Source organism: Phaeobacter sp. PT47_59 (assembly GCF_028890025.1).
Lineage (GTDB): Bacteria > Pseudomonadota > Alphaproteobacteria > Rhodobacterales > Rhodobacteraceae > Phycobacter.
In genome coordinates this window covers 84,014-102,071 of record NZ_JARCJL010000006.1, presented here as the reverse complement: position 1 = coordinate 102,071, position 18,058 = coordinate 84,014, and the positions used below count along the sequence as shown (strand labels likewise).

At 63.5% G+C, this 18,058-nt stretch carries 15 protein-coding genes; 7 read left to right on the top strand and 8 right to left on the bottom strand.

What is annotated here, in order from left to right:
- Nucleotides 1-56: 56 nt before the first annotated feature.
- Complete coding sequence (locus tag PXK01_RS07510) at nt 57-1,025, top strand: capsular polysaccharide export protein, LipB/KpsS family (protein WP_274859516.1); 969 nt, start codon at nt 57-59, stop codon at nt 1,023-1,025.
- On the opposite strand, the gene PXK01_RS07505 is transcribed toward PXK01_RS07510, so the two are convergent.
- A complete protein-coding gene (locus PXK01_RS07505; RefSeq protein WP_274859514.1) occupies nt 1,018-2,220 on the bottom strand; it encodes a DegT/DnrJ/EryC1/StrS family aminotransferase in 1,203 nt (400 codons plus the stop codon). The genes PXK01_RS07510 and PXK01_RS07505 overlap by 8 nt on opposite strands.
- Nucleotides 2,221-2,282: 62 nt before the next feature.
- Nucleotides 2,283-2,945, bottom strand: coding sequence for an HAD-IA family hydrolase (locus PXK01_RS07500; RefSeq protein ID WP_274859513.1), 663 nt, complete (start codon nt 2,943-2,945; stop codon nt 2,283-2,285).
- Between the two features lie 130 nt (nt 2,946-3,075).
- Between PXK01_RS07500 and glmU the strand changes: the two genes are divergently transcribed.
- Genes glmU through PXK01_RS07485 form a run of 3 tightly spaced genes read left to right on the top strand, consistent with a single transcriptional unit; the run spans nt 3,076 to nt 6,956 of the window.
- Nucleotides 3,076-4,431 carry a bifunctional UDP-N-acetylglucosamine diphosphorylase/glucosamine-1-phosphate N-acetyltransferase GlmU gene (gene glmU, locus PXK01_RS07495; protein WP_274859511.1) on the top strand — a complete coding sequence of 452 codons (1,356 nt, stop codon included), beginning with the start codon at nt 3,076-3,078 and terminating at the stop codon, nt 4,429-4,431.
- A complete protein-coding gene (glmS, locus tag PXK01_RS07490; protein ID WP_274859509.1) occupies nt 4,431-6,254 on the top strand; it encodes a glutamine--fructose-6-phosphate transaminase (isomerizing) in 1,824 nt (607 codons plus the stop codon). Before glmU ends, glmS begins: the two co-directional genes overlap by 1 nt.
- A gap of 3 nt (nt 6,255-6,257) precedes the next feature.
- Complete coding sequence (locus PXK01_RS07485) at nt 6,258-6,956, top strand: DNA alkylation repair protein (protein ID WP_274859508.1); 699 nt, start codon at nt 6,258-6,260, stop codon at nt 6,954-6,956.
- Nucleotide 6,957: 1 nt separating this feature from the next.
- Here the strand turns inward: PXK01_RS07485 and PXK01_RS07480 are convergent, their stop codons facing one another.
- Complete coding sequence (locus tag PXK01_RS07480) at nt 6,958-7,434, bottom strand: hypothetical protein (RefSeq protein WP_274859507.1); 477 nt, start codon at nt 7,432-7,434, stop codon at nt 6,958-6,960.
- A gap of 113 nt (nt 7,435-7,547) precedes the next feature.
- Between PXK01_RS07480 and moaA the strand changes: the two genes are divergently transcribed.
- From moaA to PXK01_RS07465, 3 genes are read left to right on the top strand one after another with little or no spacing between them, the layout of a single operon-like run.
- Nucleotides 7,548-8,555 carry a GTP 3',8-cyclase MoaA gene (gene moaA, locus PXK01_RS07475; protein ID WP_274848297.1) on the top strand — a complete coding sequence of 336 codons (1,008 nt, stop codon included), beginning with the start codon at nt 7,548-7,550 and terminating at the stop codon, nt 8,553-8,555.
- Between the two features lies 1 nt (nt 8,556).
- Entirely contained in the window at nt 8,557-9,897 is a 1,341-nt protein-coding gene (locus tag PXK01_RS07470; protein ID WP_274859506.1) for a 3-deoxy-D-manno-octulosonic acid transferase, read from the top strand.
- Nucleotides 9,890-10,933 (top strand): glycosyltransferase family 4 protein, encoded by a 1,044-nt coding sequence (locus tag PXK01_RS07465; protein WP_274859504.1) that lies wholly within the window; start codon nt 9,890-9,892, stop codon nt 10,931-10,933. The genes PXK01_RS07470 and PXK01_RS07465 overlap by 8 nt, the downstream gene beginning before the upstream one ends.
- A gap of 56 nt (nt 10,934-10,989) precedes the next feature.
- Here the strand turns inward: PXK01_RS07465 and PXK01_RS07460 are convergent, their stop codons facing one another.
- The 5 genes from PXK01_RS07460 to PXK01_RS07440 form a co-directional block, all read right to left on the bottom strand.
- Nucleotides 10,990-12,153, bottom strand: a complete 1,164-nt coding sequence (locus PXK01_RS07460; protein ID WP_274859503.1) for a M20 aminoacylase family protein — start codon at nt 12,151-12,153, stop codon at nt 10,990-10,992.
- 63 nt (nt 12,154-12,216) lie between these two features.
- Entirely contained in the window at nt 12,217-13,377 is a 1,161-nt protein-coding gene (locus tag PXK01_RS07455) for a M20 aminoacylase family protein (RefSeq protein ID WP_274859501.1), read from the bottom strand.
- Between the two features lie 10 nt (nt 13,378-13,387).
- Nucleotides 13,388-14,560 (bottom strand): M20 aminoacylase family protein, encoded by a 1,173-nt coding sequence (locus PXK01_RS07450; RefSeq protein ID WP_274859500.1) that lies wholly within the window; start codon nt 14,558-14,560, stop codon nt 13,388-13,390.
- A 302-nt stretch (nt 14,561-14,862) separates the two neighbouring features.
- The gene (gene argE / locus PXK01_RS07445; RefSeq protein WP_274859498.1) at nt 14,863-16,029 is read right to left on the bottom strand and encodes an acetylornithine deacetylase; all 1,167 of its coding nucleotides are present in this window, start codon (nt 16,027-16,029) and stop codon (nt 14,863-14,865) included.
- A gap of 4 nt (nt 16,030-16,033) precedes the next feature.
- Nucleotides 16,034-17,854, bottom strand: a complete 1,821-nt coding sequence (locus PXK01_RS07440) for an ABC transporter ATP-binding protein (RefSeq protein ID WP_274859497.1) — start codon at nt 17,852-17,854, stop codon at nt 16,034-16,036.
- Between the last annotated feature and the right edge of the window lie 204 nt (nt 17,855-18,058).

Below are 18,058 nucleotides of genomic sequence, written 5' to 3'. Positions count from 1 at the left end.
GCCCCTATCCTTGGGCGCAACCCATTATGATCGCGAAAAAAACCAAGCCCCGCCCGATGAGCAAGATCGTCCTTCATCTCAAAGCGAGCGACCTGCAAAATGGCTTTCGCGGTCGTCACCTTGAGTTTTATCGCATCCTGAACGACCTGATGGCGGCCCATGGCATTCAGGTCGAAAGCCGCCAACGCGACGGCGATATCCGCATCGGCACGCGGGAATGTCCGGACGACCGCTTTGACGACGGCAACCTGCACATCATTGATGATCGCTCGCTGAGGGCGCCCAATGTGCTCAATGCAGGCGCGGCCTATTTCTGGCGGTTCTGGCAGCTGGATCCCCAAGGCGTGAAGGCCTTCAGTTCAACCGGCACCGCGTCCTATGACCCTGCCGAGATGCCGCTGCGCCGGGCGCAGAGCTTCTTTGACAATATGCTCAAACGCTATGTGCAGTCCCGCAAATCGAAATATGCCCAGCCTGACGCCCCGCAGCGGTTTCCAAAGGATGCGATCTCCGTCTTCTACCAGGGCGATTATCCCGTCACCTCCGGCGCCACATCGACCACGGATATCGAGATGCTGAAGGCGGTTCAGGCCGGTGCCGGGGACCGACCCATCCTCGTCAAGCCACACCCGCTGGCCAGCCGCATCCCGGATATCGCCGAAACCCTGTCCCTGGCCGAGACAGACAGCCGGATCACTGTGACCGACGCCAATGTGCATGACATCCTCAGCGCCTGCTGCGTCACGGTTTCGATCAACTCGACCGTCGCCCTTGAAGGCTTCCTGCACCGAAAGCCCGCGATCCTGTTTGGCCGCTCGGACTTTCACCACCTGGCAGGCCAGGTGCACGACCCGCAGGAGTTTGCCACCGTGTTTGGTCGGGAACGTGAGCGCGACGAAGGCTATGAGCAATTCCTGGCCTGGTATTTCCTCAAGAGGTGCCTGCCGCTCAACAGTGCCCGCCTGGAACAGCGGATCTGGCAGATCTTCTCCGATGCGGGCTTTCCGCAATCCCGCTTTATGTGACAGCTTTGCCCTGAAAAACCGCGCCGACCTCGGCGCGGATGATGCGGGCAATCTGGGCGCAGTCTTCCAGAGAAAAGGTCAGAGGCACCCGCATATCGATGATCCCGGCCAGAATTCGGTCGCTGTTGGGCAGCGCGGGGGCCTCGGCGTAGCGCCAGCTGTCATAGCGCGAGGTAAAAGCAACCGGTTCCGGGGTGCCGAACCACTTCAGCTCCACCCCACGATCCGCGCAACGCCGCAGCACCTCCTGCACCCGCTCCGCCGCCCAGTCGAGCAGCAGGAACTGGATCGAGGAACCGACGTAAACCTCCGCTTCCGGGCGTTCCACCACGGTCAGACCGGGCGTGCCACGCAGACCCGCCTCGACCGTGCGGTAGCGCTCGTTCCAGCGCGCCACCTGCGCCTGCAGATCGCGCAGCTGCGGCCGCAGGATGGCCGCGCGCAGATTGTCCATCCGCCCCGAGATATTGGGGGTCTCGTATTTCACCTGCTCGAAAACTTCGGGATCCGGCGCCGCCAGATGCCGCCCATAAAGCATATAGGAGCCCGACAGCATGATCGCTCGCGCGGCAAGCTCAGCATCGTCTGTGATCAGCAAGCCGCCCTCGCCCGAATTCACATGCTTGTAGGTCTGGCAGGAGTAGCAGCCCACCGCCCCGTGCCGCCCTGAAGGCACACCGTTCCAGGCCGCCCCCATGGTATGGGCGCAATCCTCGATCACGGTGATCCCGGCTGCGTTGCAGATCTCCATCAGCCGGTCCATGTCGCACAGATGGCCACGCATATGGCTCAGCATCAGGACACGCGCCTGATCCGCCTTGGCCGCAAGATCCTCCAAATCGATGGTAAGGTCTTCACTCACATCCACATAGACGGGCGTTGCCCCTACGGCGGCGATGGAGCCCGGCACCGGTGCCAGGGTAAAGGCATTGGTCAGCACCCGATCGCCATGCCCCACGCCGACAGCCCGCAGCGCCGTTGCCAGCGCATAGCCGCCCGAGGCCACCGCCAGGCAGTATTTCGCCCCCATCTGATCGGCGAATTCACGTTCCAGCAACGCGGTCTCGCCCACTTCGCCTTCCGCCACATTATAGCGGTGCAGGCGCCCGTGGCGCATCACCTCCACCGCCGCGGCAATCGCCTCGTCGGGGATGGGTTCCTGCTGGGTGAAACTGCCGGTGAAAATCTCGCTCATGCTGTGTTTGTGAGCCTGCCCCGCCCCATGGTCAAGGGGGAAGCCACGTCCAGCTGCGCCCGTCAGGGCAGCAGGTCGGCAACCAGCCCCGGCAGATCCTCATAACGATGCAACAGCGCTTCGGGTTTCAGCGCCGCCATATCCTCGCCCGAGGGGCCGAATGTGACCAGTACCGAGGGCACCCCCGCCGCCGCCGAGGTATTGCGGTCGGTGTCGCTGTCACCGATCAGGATGGTGCGCGCAGGGTCACCGCCTGCCCGCCGCGCCGCCTCGAACAGGGGGGCAGGATCGGGTTTGCGCACGGGCAGCGTATCCGCCCCCACGAGCGAGGCAAAGGCATCGCGCACGCCCAAGGACCGCATCAGCTGCTCGGCCAGCGCCTCGGGCTTGTTGGTGCAGATGCCGACGCCATAGCCTGCGGTTTTCAGCGCCTCGACCGCGTCCATCGCGCCGGGATAGAGGAAGGTATGCAGGTCGATCGCCTCGCGGTAGGCCTCCAGCAGGACGGGGTAATAATCTTCGACCATGGTCTCCTGATATGCGCCGACGCGTTTCAACCCCTCGGTCAGCATCCGCTTGCCGCCACGCAGGGCGATGCCCGCATCACCGGGCTGGGTCAGCACATCACCATGCCCCATCTGGCGGAAACAGGCATTGGCCGCCGCCAGAAGATCCCCCGAGGTATCGGCCAGAGTTCCGTCCAGATCGAAGATCACCGTTCGCATATTGCCCCCTTTCGGCGCATTTCCGCCGCATGATGTTGCAAGCCGCAACCTAGTTTGATGGCCGAATGGCTTGCGCGCCTTTTGTTAGCGGATAAAACGGGGGCGCTGAAAAGACAAAGAGAAACATCACATGAGCACAGCCCTCGTCATCCTGGCCGCAGGCAAAGGCACGCGGATGAATTCGGACCTGCCCAAGGTTCTCCACCCCATCGCGCAGGCGCCGATGCTGGAACATGCCATGGCGGCGGGCCGCGCTTTGGAGCCCGAGCGGATCGTGGTCGTCGCGGGACATGGCGCCGAGGACGTGCGCGCCGCAGTGGCCGAGTTCAACGAGAGCGCCGAAGTCGTGCTGCAGGACGAACAGCTTGGCACCGCCCATGCGGTGGATCAGGCGCGGGGTGCGCTGGCGGGGTTCGGCGGCGATGTGGTGGTTCTTTACGGCGACACGCCTTTTGTCAGCGGCGACACCATCGCGCGCATGATCGAGGCGCGCGCAGAGGCCGATCTGGTGGTTCTGGGGTTCGAGGCCGCCGATCCCGGCCGCTATGGGCGGCTGGTGATGGAAGGCGACAGCCTGGAGCGCATCGTGGAGTTCAAGGACGCCAGCGAAGCCGAGCGCGCGATCACCTTCTGCAATTCCGGCCTGATGGCCTGCGCCTCGCCCGTTATGTTCGAGCTGATCACGCAGGTGGGCAACGAAAACGCCTCGGGCGAATACTACCTCACGGATCTGGTGGCATTGGCCCGCGCCAAGGGCCTGCGCGTCACTGCCGTGGCCTGCGACGAGAGCGAAACGCTCGGCATCAATTCGCGCGCCGAACTGGCTCGTGCCGATGCGCTGTTCCAGACCCGCGCCCGTGCCGAGGCGCTGGAGAACGGTGTAACACTGATGGCCCCCGAAACCATCTATTTCGCCTTTGACACGGTGGTGGGTCGTGACACGGTGATCGAACCCAACGTGGTCTTCGGCCCCGGTGTGACGGTGGAAAGCGGCGCCCTGATCCGCGCCTTTTCGCATCTGGAGGGCTGCCATGTCAGCCGTGGCGCCAAGGTCGGCCCCTACGCCCGCCTGCGCCCCGGCGCCGAGCTGGCCGAGGACACCCATATCGGCAACTTCGTCGAGATCAAGAACGCCGAAATCAAGGCGGGCGCCAAGGTCAATCACCTGTCTTACGTCGGCGATGCCTCGGTCGGCGAAGCCACCAATATCGGAGCGGGCACGATCACCTGCAACTACGACGGCGTGATGAAGCACCGCACCGAGATCGGCGCGCGCGCCTTCATCGGATCGAACACCCTCCTGGTCGCCCCGGTGCGTGTCGGCGATGAGGCGATGACCGCCAGCGGTACCGTGGTCACCAAGAACGTCGATGACGGAGATCTGGCGATCTCGCGCAGCGCCCAGGAAAACAAGCCGGGGCGGGCGCGCAAACTGATGGACATGCTGCGCGCCAAGAAGGCCCGCAAGGCAAAAGGAGCCGAGTAATGTGCGGTATCGTCGGAGTTCTTGGTAATCATGAGGCAGCCCCGCTGCTGGTGGAGGCGCTGAAGCGGCTGGAATATCGCGGCTATGACAGCGCCGGGATTGCCACCATCAACGAGGGCAAGCTGGGGCGGCGCCGCGCCGTGGGCAAGCTGGTGAACCTCAGCGATCTGCTGGTGCATGACCCCCTGCCCGGAAAATCCGGCATCGGTCACACCCGCTGGGCCACCCATGGCGCGCCTTCGGTGGGCAATGCCCATCCCCATCGCGCCGGCGCCGTCGCCGTGGTGCACAATGGCATCATCGAGAATTACCGCGATCTGCGCGCCGAACTGGCCCAGGCGGGGATCAAGTTCCAGACCGAAACCGATACCGAAACCGTCGCCCTGATGACCGAACACTACATGCAGGGCGGGCTTGCCCCGGCCGAGGCGGCGCAGAAAACCCTGTCACGTCTGGAGGGGGCCTTTGCCCTCGCCTTCCTGTTCGACGGCGAAGAAGACCTGATGATCGCCGCCCGCAAGGGTTCTCCGCTGGCAATCGGCCACGGGACGGGCGAGATGTTCGTGGGCTCTGACGCCATCGCGCTGGCCCCGCTGACCGACCGGATCACCTATCTGGAAGAAGGCGATTGCGCCGTGCTGACCCGCACCAGCCTGGAAATCCGCGACGCAAACGGCAAACTGGCCAACCGCGCCATAAAGACCATCCAGATCGACGCCACGCTGGTGGACAAGGGCGGCCACAAGCATTTCATGGCCAAGGAAATCGCCGAGCAGCCCACCGTCATTGCCGAAGCCATTCGCCACTACCTACCGGTGGGAGAAGACGCGGTGCATCTCCCCGGCGAAGGCATCGACTTCACCCAGATCGACCGGCTGACTCTGGTGGCCTGCGGCACCGCCTTCTATGCCTGTCTCACAGCGAAATACTGGTTTGAAAAACTGGCGCGCATTCCGGTCGAGGTCGATATCGCATCTGAATTCCGCTATCGCGAACCGCCGATCCCGGCGCGCACGGCAGCGCTGTTCGTCTCCCAATCGGGCGAGACCGCCGACACACTGGCCGCGCTGCGCTATTGCCAGGGCAAGGCAGACCGCATCCTGTCGGTGGTCAATGTCCCCGAAAGCTCCATCGCGCGCGAAAGCGACCTGGCGCTGCCGATCCACGCGGGCGTCGAAATCGGCGTTGCCTCGACCAAGGCGTTCACCTGCCAGCTGAGCGTCCTTCTGATGCTGGCGCTGAAGGCCGCGACCGACCGGGGCGAGATCAGCGACGAGGACCTGCAGGCGCATATCTCCGCCCTGCGCGGTCTGCCCAATGTGCTGTCTTCGGCGCTGGAGCAAAACGAGGCGATCCGGCAAGCCTCGCTGAAACTCAGCGAAGCCCGCGATGTGCTGTTCCTGGGCCGCGGGTTGATGTTCCCGCTGGCGCTGGAAGGGGCGTTGAAGCTGAAGGAGATCAGCTATATCCACGCCGAGGCCTATGCCTCGGGCGAGTTGAAACACGGGCCGATCGCCCTGATCGACGCCAATATGCCGGTGGTGGTGCTGGCGCCGCGTGACGACCTGTTCGACAAATCCGTGTCCAACATGCAGGAGGTCATGGCGCGCAAGGGCAAAGTGATGCTGGTCTCGGACGCCGAGGGCCTGGCCGAAGCCGGTGACGAGGTCTGGCAGGCGATCCGCATGCCACAGGTCCACGACAGCCTGTCGCCGATCCTTTACGCCCTGCCCGCCCAGATGCTGGCCTATCACACCGCCGTGGCCAAGGGCACCGATGTGGACCAGCCGCGCAACCTGGCAAAATCCGTGACGGTGGAATAACTCATGACCCTGGCAGAGGCGCTGGAGCAGATGGAGGCCCTGATAGAGCCGGGCCGCGCGGACCAGATGGCCGCCTATCACAAACAGGCCCGCAGTGTTCTTGGCATTCCCAACCCGGCCCTCAACGATCTCACCAAGCGCTGGCGGCAGTCCTTGTCGGTCGAAGAGCGCGTCACCCTGGCTGGCGCGCTCTGGGACACCGACATATTCGAAGCCCGCATTGCGGCGGCCAAGCTGCTGACCCAGGCGCGTATCAAGGGGGACGCGGCCGCGTGGCAGCTGATCGCCTCCTGGGTGCCCCAGTTTGACAGCTGGGCGATTGCCGATCATGTCTGCATGACGGCCCAGAAACGGTTGGTCGCCGACCCCTCCCGGCTTGACGAGGTCGAAAGCTGGACGCAGTCCGATCACATGTGGACCCGCCGCGCCGCCCTGGTCGCGACCCTGCCCTGGGCCAAGCTGAACAATATCAAACCCGAAGATCAGGCGCGAAGAACCCGCATCCTGAACTGGGCCGCGTCCTATGTGCCCGACCGGGACTGGTTCATGCAGAAAGCCATTGCCTGGTGGCTGCGCGACCTCAGCAAACACGAGGCCGAAGCCACCCGCGCCTTTCTTGCCGCCCATGGAAAGGATATGAAGCCCTTCGCGCGCAAGGAAGCCGGGAAATACCTGCAGAACTCTGTGCCAGAGGCAGACTAGGCTAGTTCGCCGGGCGCACCTGCAGCTCCACCAGTTCGGTCAGGGGCACGCCAAGCGCCCGCATTGCCGCGATGGAGACCCGCGCGCTGCCTGCGCTTGGCGAGGGCTTCAGGGTCACGACAACCTCGGCACCACTGGCGCTGCGCAACAGGGCCTTTTGTTCATTGCTGACAAGGGATGTCTCCATCCAAAGGCCCGGCACTGCCGGATCCCCCAGCGAGGCAACCACCTGCTTGGAGCCGGTAAAGACCGTTTCCGGGGCAATCTCCTGTTCGGGCGTTTCCTCGACAAGGTCGGGAACATCCAGGGCGCCGCCGGTTGCATCCAGTGGCGCCTGTGGCCCCGCCGGTGTTGCCGGTGCCGCCACGGGTGCGGGCGGCTCTTTCTTGAGGCTCGGCAATGTTGGAAAGGCAATGTCTCCGCAGCCGCCAAGCAACAGCACAGACAGGACAGAAGATGTGAAAAATGTCATACGCATGGGGCAAACCTACGTCCCCATCCGCCCCGTGACCAGACGCAAAATCGGCCTTCGGTTAAGGAAAACACACTCTCCCCTTGCCGGAGCGCAAAGCGCGCTTTACCTATTCTGCCATGACTGCTCCGCTGATTGATCCTTTCGCCCGCGCCATCACCTACCTGCGCGTCTCGGTGACCGACCGCTGCGATTTCCGCTGCGTCTATTGCATGTCGGAAAACATGACCTTTCTGCCCAAGAAGGAACTCCTGACGCTGGAAGAGCTGGACCGTCTCTGCTCCACCTTTGTCGGCATGGGCGTGGAAAAGCTGCGTATCACCGGCGGCGAACCCCTGGTGCGGCGCGATATCATGACCTTCTTCCGTGCGATGACGCGGCACCTGGACAGCGGCGCATTGAAAGAGCTGACGCTCACCACCAATGGTTCGCAGCTGGAGAAATACGCCCAGGAGCTGTTCGAAGCGGGCGTGCGCCGGGTCAATGTCTCGCTGGATACGCTGGACGAGCAGAAATTCGCGGATGTGACGCGCTGGGGCCGCCTGCCGCAGGTGCTGCGCGGCATCGATGCCGCCCAGAAAGCAGGTCTCAGGATCAAGATCAACGCGGTGGCGCTGAAAGGCTTCAACGAACCCGAACTTCCCCAGATCACCCGCTGGTGTGCCGAGCGCGACATCGACCTCACCTGGATCGAGGTCATGCCCATGGGCGATATCGGCAACGAGGACCGGCTGGATCAGTATTGGTCGCTGAAGGACGTGCGCCGCGAGTACGAGAACCACTACACCGTCACCGATCTGGCCGAACGCACCGGCGGCCCGGCCCGCTATGTGCGTCTGGAGGAGACGGGCCAGAAGATCGGCTTCATCACCCCGCTCAGCCATAATTTCTGCGAAAGCTGCAACCGGGTGCGCCTCACCTGCACGGGCGAACTTTACATGTGCCTCGGGCAGGAAGACATGGCCGATCTGCGCGCGCCGCTACGCGATCACCCCGGTACCGAGGCCCCGCTGGAAGAGGCGATCCGCGCCGCCATCAACCTCAAGCCCAAGGGCCATGATTTCGATTACTCCCGGCAGAAGCCCGGCGGGCAGATGTCCCGCCACATGAGCCATACCGGCGGCTGAGATGACCAGCCGGACCTCGGGCGGCGCGGCTACGCCCCTGTTTTACGCCTATCGCGCCATTACCGCGCTGATTGCGCCCTTGGCCTATCGCAAGGTGGCTGCAAAACTGGCCGCGCAAGGTGTTGCCGAGGCGCGCCAGCGTGAACGCCTGGGGCATGCCAGCCTGCCGCGCCCGGTACTGCCCCCCGACGCACCCTTGATCTGGTTTCACGGCGCCTCGGTCGGGGAAAGCCAGGCTGCCATGACCCTGATCAACCGTCTGTCCGAACGCCTGCCACAGGCGCGGTTCCTGCTGACCTCGGGCACGGCGACCTCTGCCGCGCTGGCCGCAAAACGCCTGCCGGGCAATGCCATGCACCAATTCGCGCCCCTGGACGCCGCAGCGCCGGTGCGCCGCTTCCTTGCGCATTGGCGCCCGGATGCGGGGATCTTTGTGGAAAGTGAGCTGTGGCCGGTGACGCTGGCAGCAGCCCAGAAGACCGGTACGCGGCTGGCTCTGGTCAATGCCCGCATCTCCGCGCGTTCGGTCAAGGGCTGGCAGAAACGCGCCGCCACGGCCCGTTTCATCCTGTCCCGATTTGATCTGCTGCTGAGCCAGAATGACCAGATGGCCCAGACCCTGATTGCATTGGGCGCTGATCCGGCACGGGTTCTGCCTGGCGGCAACCTCAAGGCCGGCGCACCGCCCCTGCCGGTGGACGAAACTGCCCTAACAGCTCTGCGCGGCGCTCTGAGAGATCGCCCGGTCTGGATTGCCTCCTCGACCCACGAGGGCGAAGAAGAGACGATCCTCTCTGCCCATAACGCCCTTTTGAAGCAGCACCCTGACCTCTGCCTGGTACTGATCCCGCGCCACCCTGAGCGTGCGGATGAGATCCTCGGGCTGATCGATGCCGCGGGTCTGACATCTGCGCGCCGCAGCACGGGCGAGGCACTTACCCCGCAGGCCCAAGTCTATCTTGCTGACACACTGGGAGAGCTCGGCACCTTTTATGCGCTCTCCCCGATCGTGTTCCTGGGCGGCTCGCTGCGGCCCATCGGCGGGCATAATCCCTTCGAGGTCGCCAGTGCAGGCGCCGCCGTGATCACCGGCCCCGGCACCAGCAATTTCTCCGAGACCTTTCCGCCCCTGATCACTGCCGGTGGCGCGGTGGAGGTGAGCGATGCAAACGATCTGGCGCAGACCGTGACCCATTGGCTGGAGGACAAAAGTGCCCTGGAACAAACCCGCGTGGCGGCAAGGCAGTTTGCTGCGGACCAGGCGCGGCAGTTGGATGGGGTGACGGACATGCTGATTGACCGGCTGGGCCTGACAGCTGCGGATGCGAGCCGCGATGCCTGATCTTTTTGTCACCAACTTCAACCGCAATTTCACCGGCGTTTCCGCCACGGCCGCCAATGTGATCCGCCAGCAGGCCCGGACCCATGATCTGCGCCTGGTGGGTCAGCCCCTGCCCGGCTGCCCTGCCCCCATCACCACATCCGAGGCACGGCGCCTATGCAAACAGGCCCCGGACGGCAAGCCCTTTGCGATCTGGCATGTGCGTCGCAACACGGAAATGCGCGCGGCGATCTGGGCGCGGGACGTGCTGCGCCTGCCGATCGGCATTGTCTTCACCTCGGCGGCACAGCGGCGGCACTCGGCCTTGCCGCGCTGGCTGATCAGCCGCATGGATGCGGTTGTGGCCACCACCGAAAAGGCCGCCGAGTTCGTCCCCCATGTGCGTGCCGTGGTGCCCCATGGCGTGGATACCGATCTGTTTCAGCCAGCCGAGAGTCGCGAAACGGCCTGGGCCGCTCTGGGCTATGGCGGCAGCCTCGGGATCGCCACGGTTGGGCGTATCCGCCCCGAAAAGGGCACCGATGTCTTTGTCGATGCCATGATCGATCTGCTGCCCTCCCTGCCCGGCGCCGTGGCTTTGGTCATTGGCCGGGCCGCGCGCGAACATCAAGGCTTCCTGAAGGATCTGAAATCCCGCATTGCTGCGGCGGGCCTGACAGATCGGATCCTGTTTCCCGGTGAAATCCCAGCCGCCGACCTGCCCCAGGTCATGCGCGCCCTGTCGCTGGTGATGCAGCTGCCCCGCTACGAGGGCTACGGTATGGCACCGCTGGAGGGCATGGCCAGCGGCGCGCCCTTTGTCGGCTCCGAAGCAGGGTACTACCGGGCCTTTTCCGCCCAGGGCAAAAGCGGGCTGATTGTCCCGCTGGAGGCCGGACCAGCTGCGGCGCAGGCCGCCCAAAGCATCCTGAGCGATCCGGGGCGCCACGCGCAGATGGCCCAAGACGCCCGCGAGATCGCCCTGCACAGTTTCAGCGCAAGGTCCGAGGCCGAGGGGATCGAAGCCGTCTATCAGGCTCTCTGGTCCGAGGGCTGAGCATCAAAAAAGGCCCGGCGGAGAACCGGGCCTTTTCATTTCACATCAAGATCGCCTTACGCGGCAGGCATACGCTGCTCGACGATACCCGCCCACCAGCTGCAGCCCGCGGGGATGGCCTCGTCGTTGAAGTTGTATTCCGGGTGGTGCACATCGGCGCTGTCGCCATTGCCGACCAGGATATAGGCGCCAGGGCGCTCTTCCAGCATATAGGCGAAATCCTCACCGCCCATGACCAGCGGCGCCTCTTCGCAATTGCCGGAAATGTCGCTGGCAACCTTGGCCGCGAATTCGGTCTGCTCCTCGTGGTTCACCATTACCGGGTAGCCGCGGTTGTAGGTGACATCCGCGGTGCCGCCATAGGTCGCCGCCACACCGGCGCAGATCTCCTTGATCCGCTTTTCGGCCAGATCGCGCATTTCCTTGGACATGGTGCGCACAGTGCCCTTGATCTGCACCCGCTGCGGGATCACGTTGAACGCCTTCGAGGAGGTCTCGAAGGAGGTCACCGAGACCACGATACGATCCACGGGATCGGCATTGCGCGAGGCGATGGTCTGCAGCGCCAGTACCGCCTGGGCGGTCATCACGGTGGTGTCGATGGTCTCATGCGGTTTCGCCGCATGGCCGCCGCGCCCTTCAAAGGTGATGTCAAAGGTATCGGTCGCCGCAAAGAAGGCACCGGGGCGGATCGCAAAGCTGCCGATCGGTTTACCCGGCCAGTTGTGCATGCCGTAGACCTCCTGAATGTTCCAGCGGTCCATCATGCCATCGTCGCACATTTCCTTGCCGCCGCCGCCGCCTTCTTCAGCAGGCTGGAAGATCACCACGACGGTGCCATCGAAGTTGCGCGTCTCCGACAGGTATTTGGCAGCACCCAGCAGCATCGCGGTGTGGCCGTCATGGCCGCAGGCATGCATGGCGTTGGCAGTTTTCGAGGCATACTCCAGCCCGGTCTGCTCGTGGATCGGCAGCGCGTCCATGTCCGCACGCAACCCGATGACCTTGCCCGAGGTGTCAGCCTTACCCTTGATCACGCCGACAACGCCGGTGCGGCCAATGCCGGTGACGATCTCGTCGCAGCCGAATTCCTTCAGCTTTTCCGCCACCAGCGCCGAGGTGCGGTGGGTTTCGAACAGGATCTCGGGGTTTTCGTGGATATCACGGCGCCAGGCGGTGATTTCCTCCTGAAGCTCGGCAAAACGGTTCTTGACCGGCATTTCATTCACTCCTTTTGTTATATCGGTCCGACGCTGCCTGCGCCGGTGGGACCCGGGGCCTGTTCAGGCCACAGGCATTCTTCGTTCAACGAGCTCCGCGAACCAACTGATACCGGCCGGGATGATCTCGTCGTTGAAATCGTATTCGGGATGGTGGAGGCCCGCGCTGTCGCCATTGCCGAGGCGGATCATGGCGCCGGGGCGCTCCATCAGCATGAAGGAGAAATCCTCTCCGCCCATCAGGATCGGCACATCCCCGCAGGTGGTGACAGCCTCTGCAGCCTCGCGCGCGTATTCGGTGGCGGCGTCATCGTTGATGGTGACGGGCACGCCGATGCGCATCTTGACCTCGACCGAGCCGCCGAATGTTTCGGCCACGCCTTCGGCGATCTCCTTGATGCGCTGCGGGATCATCGCGCGCACCTCTTCGGAATGGGTGCGGATGGTGCCGCGCACCTCTGCCTTGTCGGGGATCACGTTGAAGGCCTTGGAGGAGGTCTCCGCACTGGTCAGCGTCATCACCGCCTTCTCGATCGGATCCATGTTGCGCGACACGATGCTCTGCAGGGCGGCGATCATATGGCACATCATCACCGTGGTATCGACCACATCCTCCGGGTGAGCCGCATGCCCGCCCTTGCCCTGCAGCAGGAGGGAGAATTCGTCCACCGACGCAAGGATCGGCCCGGGGCGGATCGCGAACTTGCCCGCCTCGATGCCGGGGCTGTTGTGGATGGCGTAGACCTCATCGATGCCGAAGCGGTCCATCATGCCGTCCTTGCACATGGCCTCGCCGCCATTGCCGCCCTCTTCGGCAGGCTGGAAGATCACCACGGCGGTGCCATCGAAGTTGCGGGTCTCGGCCAGGTATTTCGCGGCCCCCAAGAGCATCGCCGTGTGCCCGTCATGGCCGCAGGCATGCATGGCTTGCGGGATCTTGGAGGCATGCGGCAGGCCGGTCTGTTCCTGCATCGGCAGCGCGTCCATATCGGCCCGCAGGCCAATGGCGCGGCCCTTGGTATCGGTGCGTCCCCGTATCACGGCGACAACGCCCGTGCGCCCGATGCCCGTCACCACCTCGTCGCAGCCAAAGCTTTGCAGCTTTTCCGCCACCAGGGCCGAGGTCCGGTGCGTATCATAGAGGATCTCGGGGTGTTCGTGGATATCGCGGCGCCAGGCGGCGACCTCTTCCTGGAACTCTGCGGCGCGGTTCTTGACGGGCATTCTTGTCTCCTCAGGCGGCGGGCATTCGTCGTTCGACCAGTTCGGCAAACCAGCTGCATCCCAAGGGGATCGCCTCGTCATCGAACACATAGGCCGGATGGTGGCACATGGCCGTGTCGCCATTGCCAAGGAAGATATAGGCGCCGGGGCGTTCTTCCAGCATATAGGCGAAATCTTCCGAGGGCATGATGGGATCGGTGTTGTCATCCACGTCCGGCGACACCGCCCGCGCGGCCTCGACCGCATATTGGGTTTCATCGGGCGTGTTGATCGTCACCGGATAGCCCGGAGACCAGTCGACCTCTGCCGTGGCCCCAAAGGCGGCGGCGGTGTTTTCCACGACCCGGCGCACCCAGGTTTCGGCCTGTTCCCGATACTCGGTATCCAGCGTGCGCACGGTGCCCTTCAGCCGCACCGTATGGGCAATGACATTCGAGGCCGCACTGTCGGTTTCAAAGGTACCCACGGTCAGCACCACCCGTTTGATCGGATTGACGTTGCGCGACACGATCGCATGCAGCGAGACCACGATCTGCGAGGCCACCAGCGTGGTGTCGATCGCATCATGGGGTGCTGCGGCATGACCGCCCTTGCCGGTGACCGTGATTTCGAACTCATCGGCAGAGGCCAGAAGCCCACCGGGGCGGGTGGCGAACTGACCGACCGGCAGGCCCGGCATGTTGTGCAGCCCATAGACCTCCTGGATGCCCCAGCGCTCCATCAATCCATCGTCGCACATGGCCTTGCCACCGGCACCACCCTCTTCGGCAGGTTGGAAGATCAGCACCACGGTGCCGTCGAAATTGCGCGTCTCGGAGAGGTATTTCGCAGCGCCCAGCAGGATGGCGGTATGGCCGTCATGGCCGCAGGCATGCATGACACCGGGCGTCTTGGAGGCATAGTCTACACCGGACGCCTCATGAATGGGCAAGGCATCCATATCGGCGCGCAGGCCAATCACCCGCCCCGAGGTATTGGTCTTGCCCTCGATCACCGCAACCACGCCGGTGCGGCCGATGCCGGTGGTGATGGCACTGTCTTCGAGGCCGATCTCCTTCAACCGATCCACCACAAAGGCCGCGGTCTTGTGCACCTCATAAAGCAGTTCGGGATTCTCATGCAGGTGGCGGCGCCACTTGGTGATTTCCGTCTGCATCTCGGCAAAACGATTCTTGACTGGCATCCTTCACCTCATGGTTTGCAGTGCTGCGTCATTTGTTCACGGGCACTCTCAGACAATTCACTTGCCTTAGCAAGTATCTGCGAGCAGCCAAGACATCTCCCGGATCGCATTTCCGTGAACAGGGTCGCGCGCAACCTGAACAGGCTATTTGTTTCAAGTACTTACGGAGCACCGATCCAATCGAGTTTCAATATCCGCGCTCAGGAAGTCTCAGAAAAATATTTCCATGTGCACAGATATTGACCTCGGCCCCTGCCGGAGCAGCCTGTGTCAGGCTGCCCCGGCAGGGGCAAACACAGTGATCAGGCCGCCAGCCGATCCACCAGCTGGCGCATGAAGTCATGACCGGCATTGAACTGCGCCACGGTGATGAATTCATTGGGCTGATGCGCCTGGGCGATATCGCCGGGACCGCAGATCACCGCCGAATATCCCGCCTCCTGGAACTGCCCGGCCTCGGTGCCGTAGCTGACCACATGGGTGCCGTTGTCACCCGTGATCGCGCGCACCAGCGTTTCCGCCGCGCCAACCTGTTCGGGGACAAGGCCCGGCACGTTGAACTTCTTGTTGATCTCGATGCGGGTGTCGGGATGGATCGCCTGCATCTCTGCCTCGATCCGAGCCACCTCGGCCAGATAGGCTGCTTCCCAGTCAGAGGCCTGCTCTCCGGGCACCACCCGGAAATCCATCACGAAGCGGCAATCCTTGGCGGTGATATTATGGGCGGTCCCGCCCTCGATCATGCCGACGTGGCAGGTGGTATAGGGCGGCGTGAACATCGCCGGGATCTCGCCCGGCTCCGCTGCCATATTCTCGGCATTGCGGTGGTTGGCCCAGTCGATCAGCCGCGCGCCCTGCATGATGGCGCTGACCCCTGTGTGCATCAAGGAGCTGTGCACCTCGAAGCCCACCAGATGGGTGTCATAGCCGATACCGCCCTTGTGTCCGGTCACCGCCTTCATCATCGAAGGCTCGCCCACGATCACCGCGCTGCCCTTGGGCAGGACGGGCTGCATGGCCTCGATCATCGGCGGCGCGCCGGTGCAGCCGATTTCCTCGTCAAAGGAGAGTGCCAGTTGCAGCGGGCGCGTGACACCACGCCGGTGCGCCTCGACCAGCGCCCAGATGGCGAGGGCATCAAAGCCCTTCATGTCGCAGCAGCCACGCCCGTAGTATTTGCCGTCCCGTTCCACCACGGTGAAGGGATCGCTGTCCCAGGGCTGGCCATCCACGGGCACCACATCGGTATGGCCCGACAGGACCACGGCGCCTTCGACCATCGGCCCCACATGGGCAAAGACAGCCGCCTTGTGCGGCTGATCCGGGTCGGTCCAGCGGTGCGGGGTGATGCCATGGGCCGAGAGGTACGCCTCCACCCATTCCACCAGCGGCAGGTTGGTGTCCCGGCTGACCGTCGGAAAAGACACCAGTTTCTCCATCAGCTGGAGCGGCGAGAGCACTTCAGCCACGGGATCAATACCCGCTGTCGGTGGTCAGAACAAAGTGACCCGGCTCCAGCTCAAGGTATTCCGACGGCTCCGGCTTGTAGCCGACCGGGTGAATCGGAGAGGGAATCGGTTTGAAGTTCAGATCCTTCTCGCTCTTGCGCTGGCGCGGATCGGCGATCGGAACCGCCTTCATCAAGGCCTGGGTATAGGCATGGAGCGGGTTGGCAAAAACGCGGTCGCGCGGGCCGATCTCGACGATGCGGCCCAGGTACATCACGCCGACCTGGTGGCTGACGCGCTCCACCACCGCCATGTCATGGCTGATGAACAGAAAGGAAAGACCCAGTTCGGACTGCAGCTCCATCATCAGGTTCAGCACCTGCGCCTGCACCGACACATCCAGTGCCGACACGGCCTCGTCCGCGACGATCAGCTTGGGGTTCAGCGCCAGGGCGCGGGCAATGGCGATCCGCTGACGCTGACCGCCGGACATTTCATGCGGGAAGCGGCGCATGAAGCTGCGCGGCAGGTGCACCCGGTCAAACAGCGAGGCCACCCGATCCTGCAATTCCGACCCCGAGGCCAACCCGTAGTTGCGCATCGGTTCGGCCACCTGATCCATCAGCTGCATCTGCGGGTTCAGCGAAGCAAATGGATCCTGGAAGATCATCTGCATATCGAGCCGCGCCTCGTGCAGCTGAGACTGGTTCAGCTTCAGAATATCGCGGCCTTCGAAGTTCACCTCTCCCGACATCGGCTCCACCAGGCGCAGGATCGAACGGCCGGCGCTGGACTTGCCACAGCCGGATTCGCCCACCAGGGACAGGGTCTGGCCCTTGAAGACCTTGAAGGAGACATCTTCGACCGCGTGCACATTGGCAACGGTGCGGCGCAGCAACCCGCCCTTGACCGGGAAACGGGTGGTCAGGTGCTTCACTTCGAGCAGCACCTCGTCAGTGCCCTTGATCGGCTCGATCTTCTGATCCGCGACGCCCATCAGCTTCATCGGCTCGGGGTAGTCCTTGCCGACCATCTCGCCCAGCTTGGGCACAGCGGCCAGCAGGGCCTTGGTGTAATCATGCTGCGGGTTCTCGAAGATCTCGGTGACGGTGCCCTCTTCGACCTTGTTGCCGCGGAACATGACCACGACCCGGTCGGCCATCTGCGCCACCACGGCCATGTCGTGGGTGATGAACATCACCGCCGTGCCGGTCTCGCGCTTGAGGCGATCCATCAGCGCAAGGATCTCGGCCTGGATGGTCACATCCAGCGCGGTGGTGGGTTCGTCCGCGATCAAGAGGCGCGGCTCGCAGGCCATGGCCATGGCGATCACCACCCGCTGGCGCATCCCACCCGAGAGTTCGTGCGGATATTGCTTCAGGCGTCGTTCCGGTTCCGGGATTCGGACCTGGCGCAGCAGCTCCAGCGCGCGGTCCTCGGCCTGCTTCTTGGTCATGTTCTTGTGGATACGCAGACCTTCGGTCAACTGGCGGCCCACGGTGAACACCGGGTTCAAAGCGGTCATCGGCTCCTGGAAGATCATGCCGATCTCATTGCCGCGAATCTGCTTCATCATCTCCTGTTCGGCCTTGGCCAGATCGGTGCTTTCGCCACCGCGCCCATTGAACAGAAGCTCGCCACCGGCAATTTCGCCGCCGCCAAATTCCACCAGCCGCATCAGGGACAGGGAGGAGACGGATTTTCCGGAACCGGATTCGCCCACGATACAGACGGTTTCGCCCGGGTTGACGTCGAACGAGACGTCCTCCACCCCCACGACGGGTCCATCCTTGGTCTGAAATTCGACCCGCAAGCCTTTTATTTGTGCAATCGGTTGGTCCAGCACCCCAGTCGTCCCCTTATGGCTTTATTCTTATCCACTGCGTCAATGGCAGGGTTTCAAGGCCGTGATGTAAGCTGATCGAAGAACCTTCGTCAAACCTATGCAAGGGGGATAGGGGAAATTTTGGATCCAAAGGCTTGCAATTTCCGCAAACTCTGTTTCGATACCCTCAGTGTCCGCCAGGGGGATTGGGGCGACGCAAGGTCA

Excerpts from the sequence above, each read along its gene's own strand:
- PXK01_RS07510 (WP_274859516.1), top strand. The coding sequence starts at position 57 with ATGAGCAAGATCGTCCTTCATCTCAAAGCGAGCGACCTGCAAAATGGC.
- PXK01_RS07505 (WP_274859514.1), bottom strand. The coding sequence starts at position 2,220 with ATGAGCGAGATTTTCACCGGCAGTTTCACCCAGCAGGAACCCATCCCC.
- PXK01_RS07500 (WP_274859513.1), bottom strand. The coding sequence starts at position 2,945 with ATGCGAACGGTGATCTTCGATCTGGACGGAACTCTGGCCGATACCTCG.
- glmU (WP_274859511.1), top strand. The coding sequence starts at position 3,076 with ATGAGCACAGCCCTCGTCATCCTGGCCGCAGGCAAAGGCACGCGGATG.
- glmS (WP_274859509.1), top strand. The coding sequence starts at position 4,431 with ATGTGCGGTATCGTCGGAGTTCTTGGTAATCATGAGGCAGCCCCGCTG.
- PXK01_RS07485 (WP_274859508.1), top strand. The coding sequence starts at position 6,258 with ATGACCCTGGCAGAGGCGCTGGAGCAGATGGAGGCCCTGATAGAGCCG.
- PXK01_RS07480 (WP_274859507.1), bottom strand. The coding sequence starts at position 7,434 with ATGCGTATGACATTTTTCACATCTTCTGTCCTGTCTGTGCTGTTGCTT.
- moaA (WP_274848297.1), top strand. The coding sequence starts at position 7,548 with ATGACTGCTCCGCTGATTGATCCTTTCGCCCGCGCCATCACCTACCTG.
- PXK01_RS07470 (WP_274859506.1), top strand. The coding sequence starts at position 8,557 with ATGACCAGCCGGACCTCGGGCGGCGCGGCTACGCCCCTGTTTTACGCC.
- PXK01_RS07465 (WP_274859504.1), top strand. The coding sequence starts at position 9,890 with ATGCCTGATCTTTTTGTCACCAACTTCAACCGCAATTTCACCGGCGTT.
- PXK01_RS07460 (WP_274859503.1), bottom strand. The coding sequence starts at position 12,153 with ATGCCGGTCAAGAACCGTTTTGCCGAGCTTCAGGAGGAAATCACCGCC.
- PXK01_RS07455 (WP_274859501.1), bottom strand. The coding sequence starts at position 13,377 with ATGCCCGTCAAGAACCGCGCCGCAGAGTTCCAGGAAGAGGTCGCCGCC.
- PXK01_RS07450 (WP_274859500.1), bottom strand. The coding sequence starts at position 14,560 with ATGCCAGTCAAGAATCGTTTTGCCGAGATGCAGACGGAAATCACCAAG.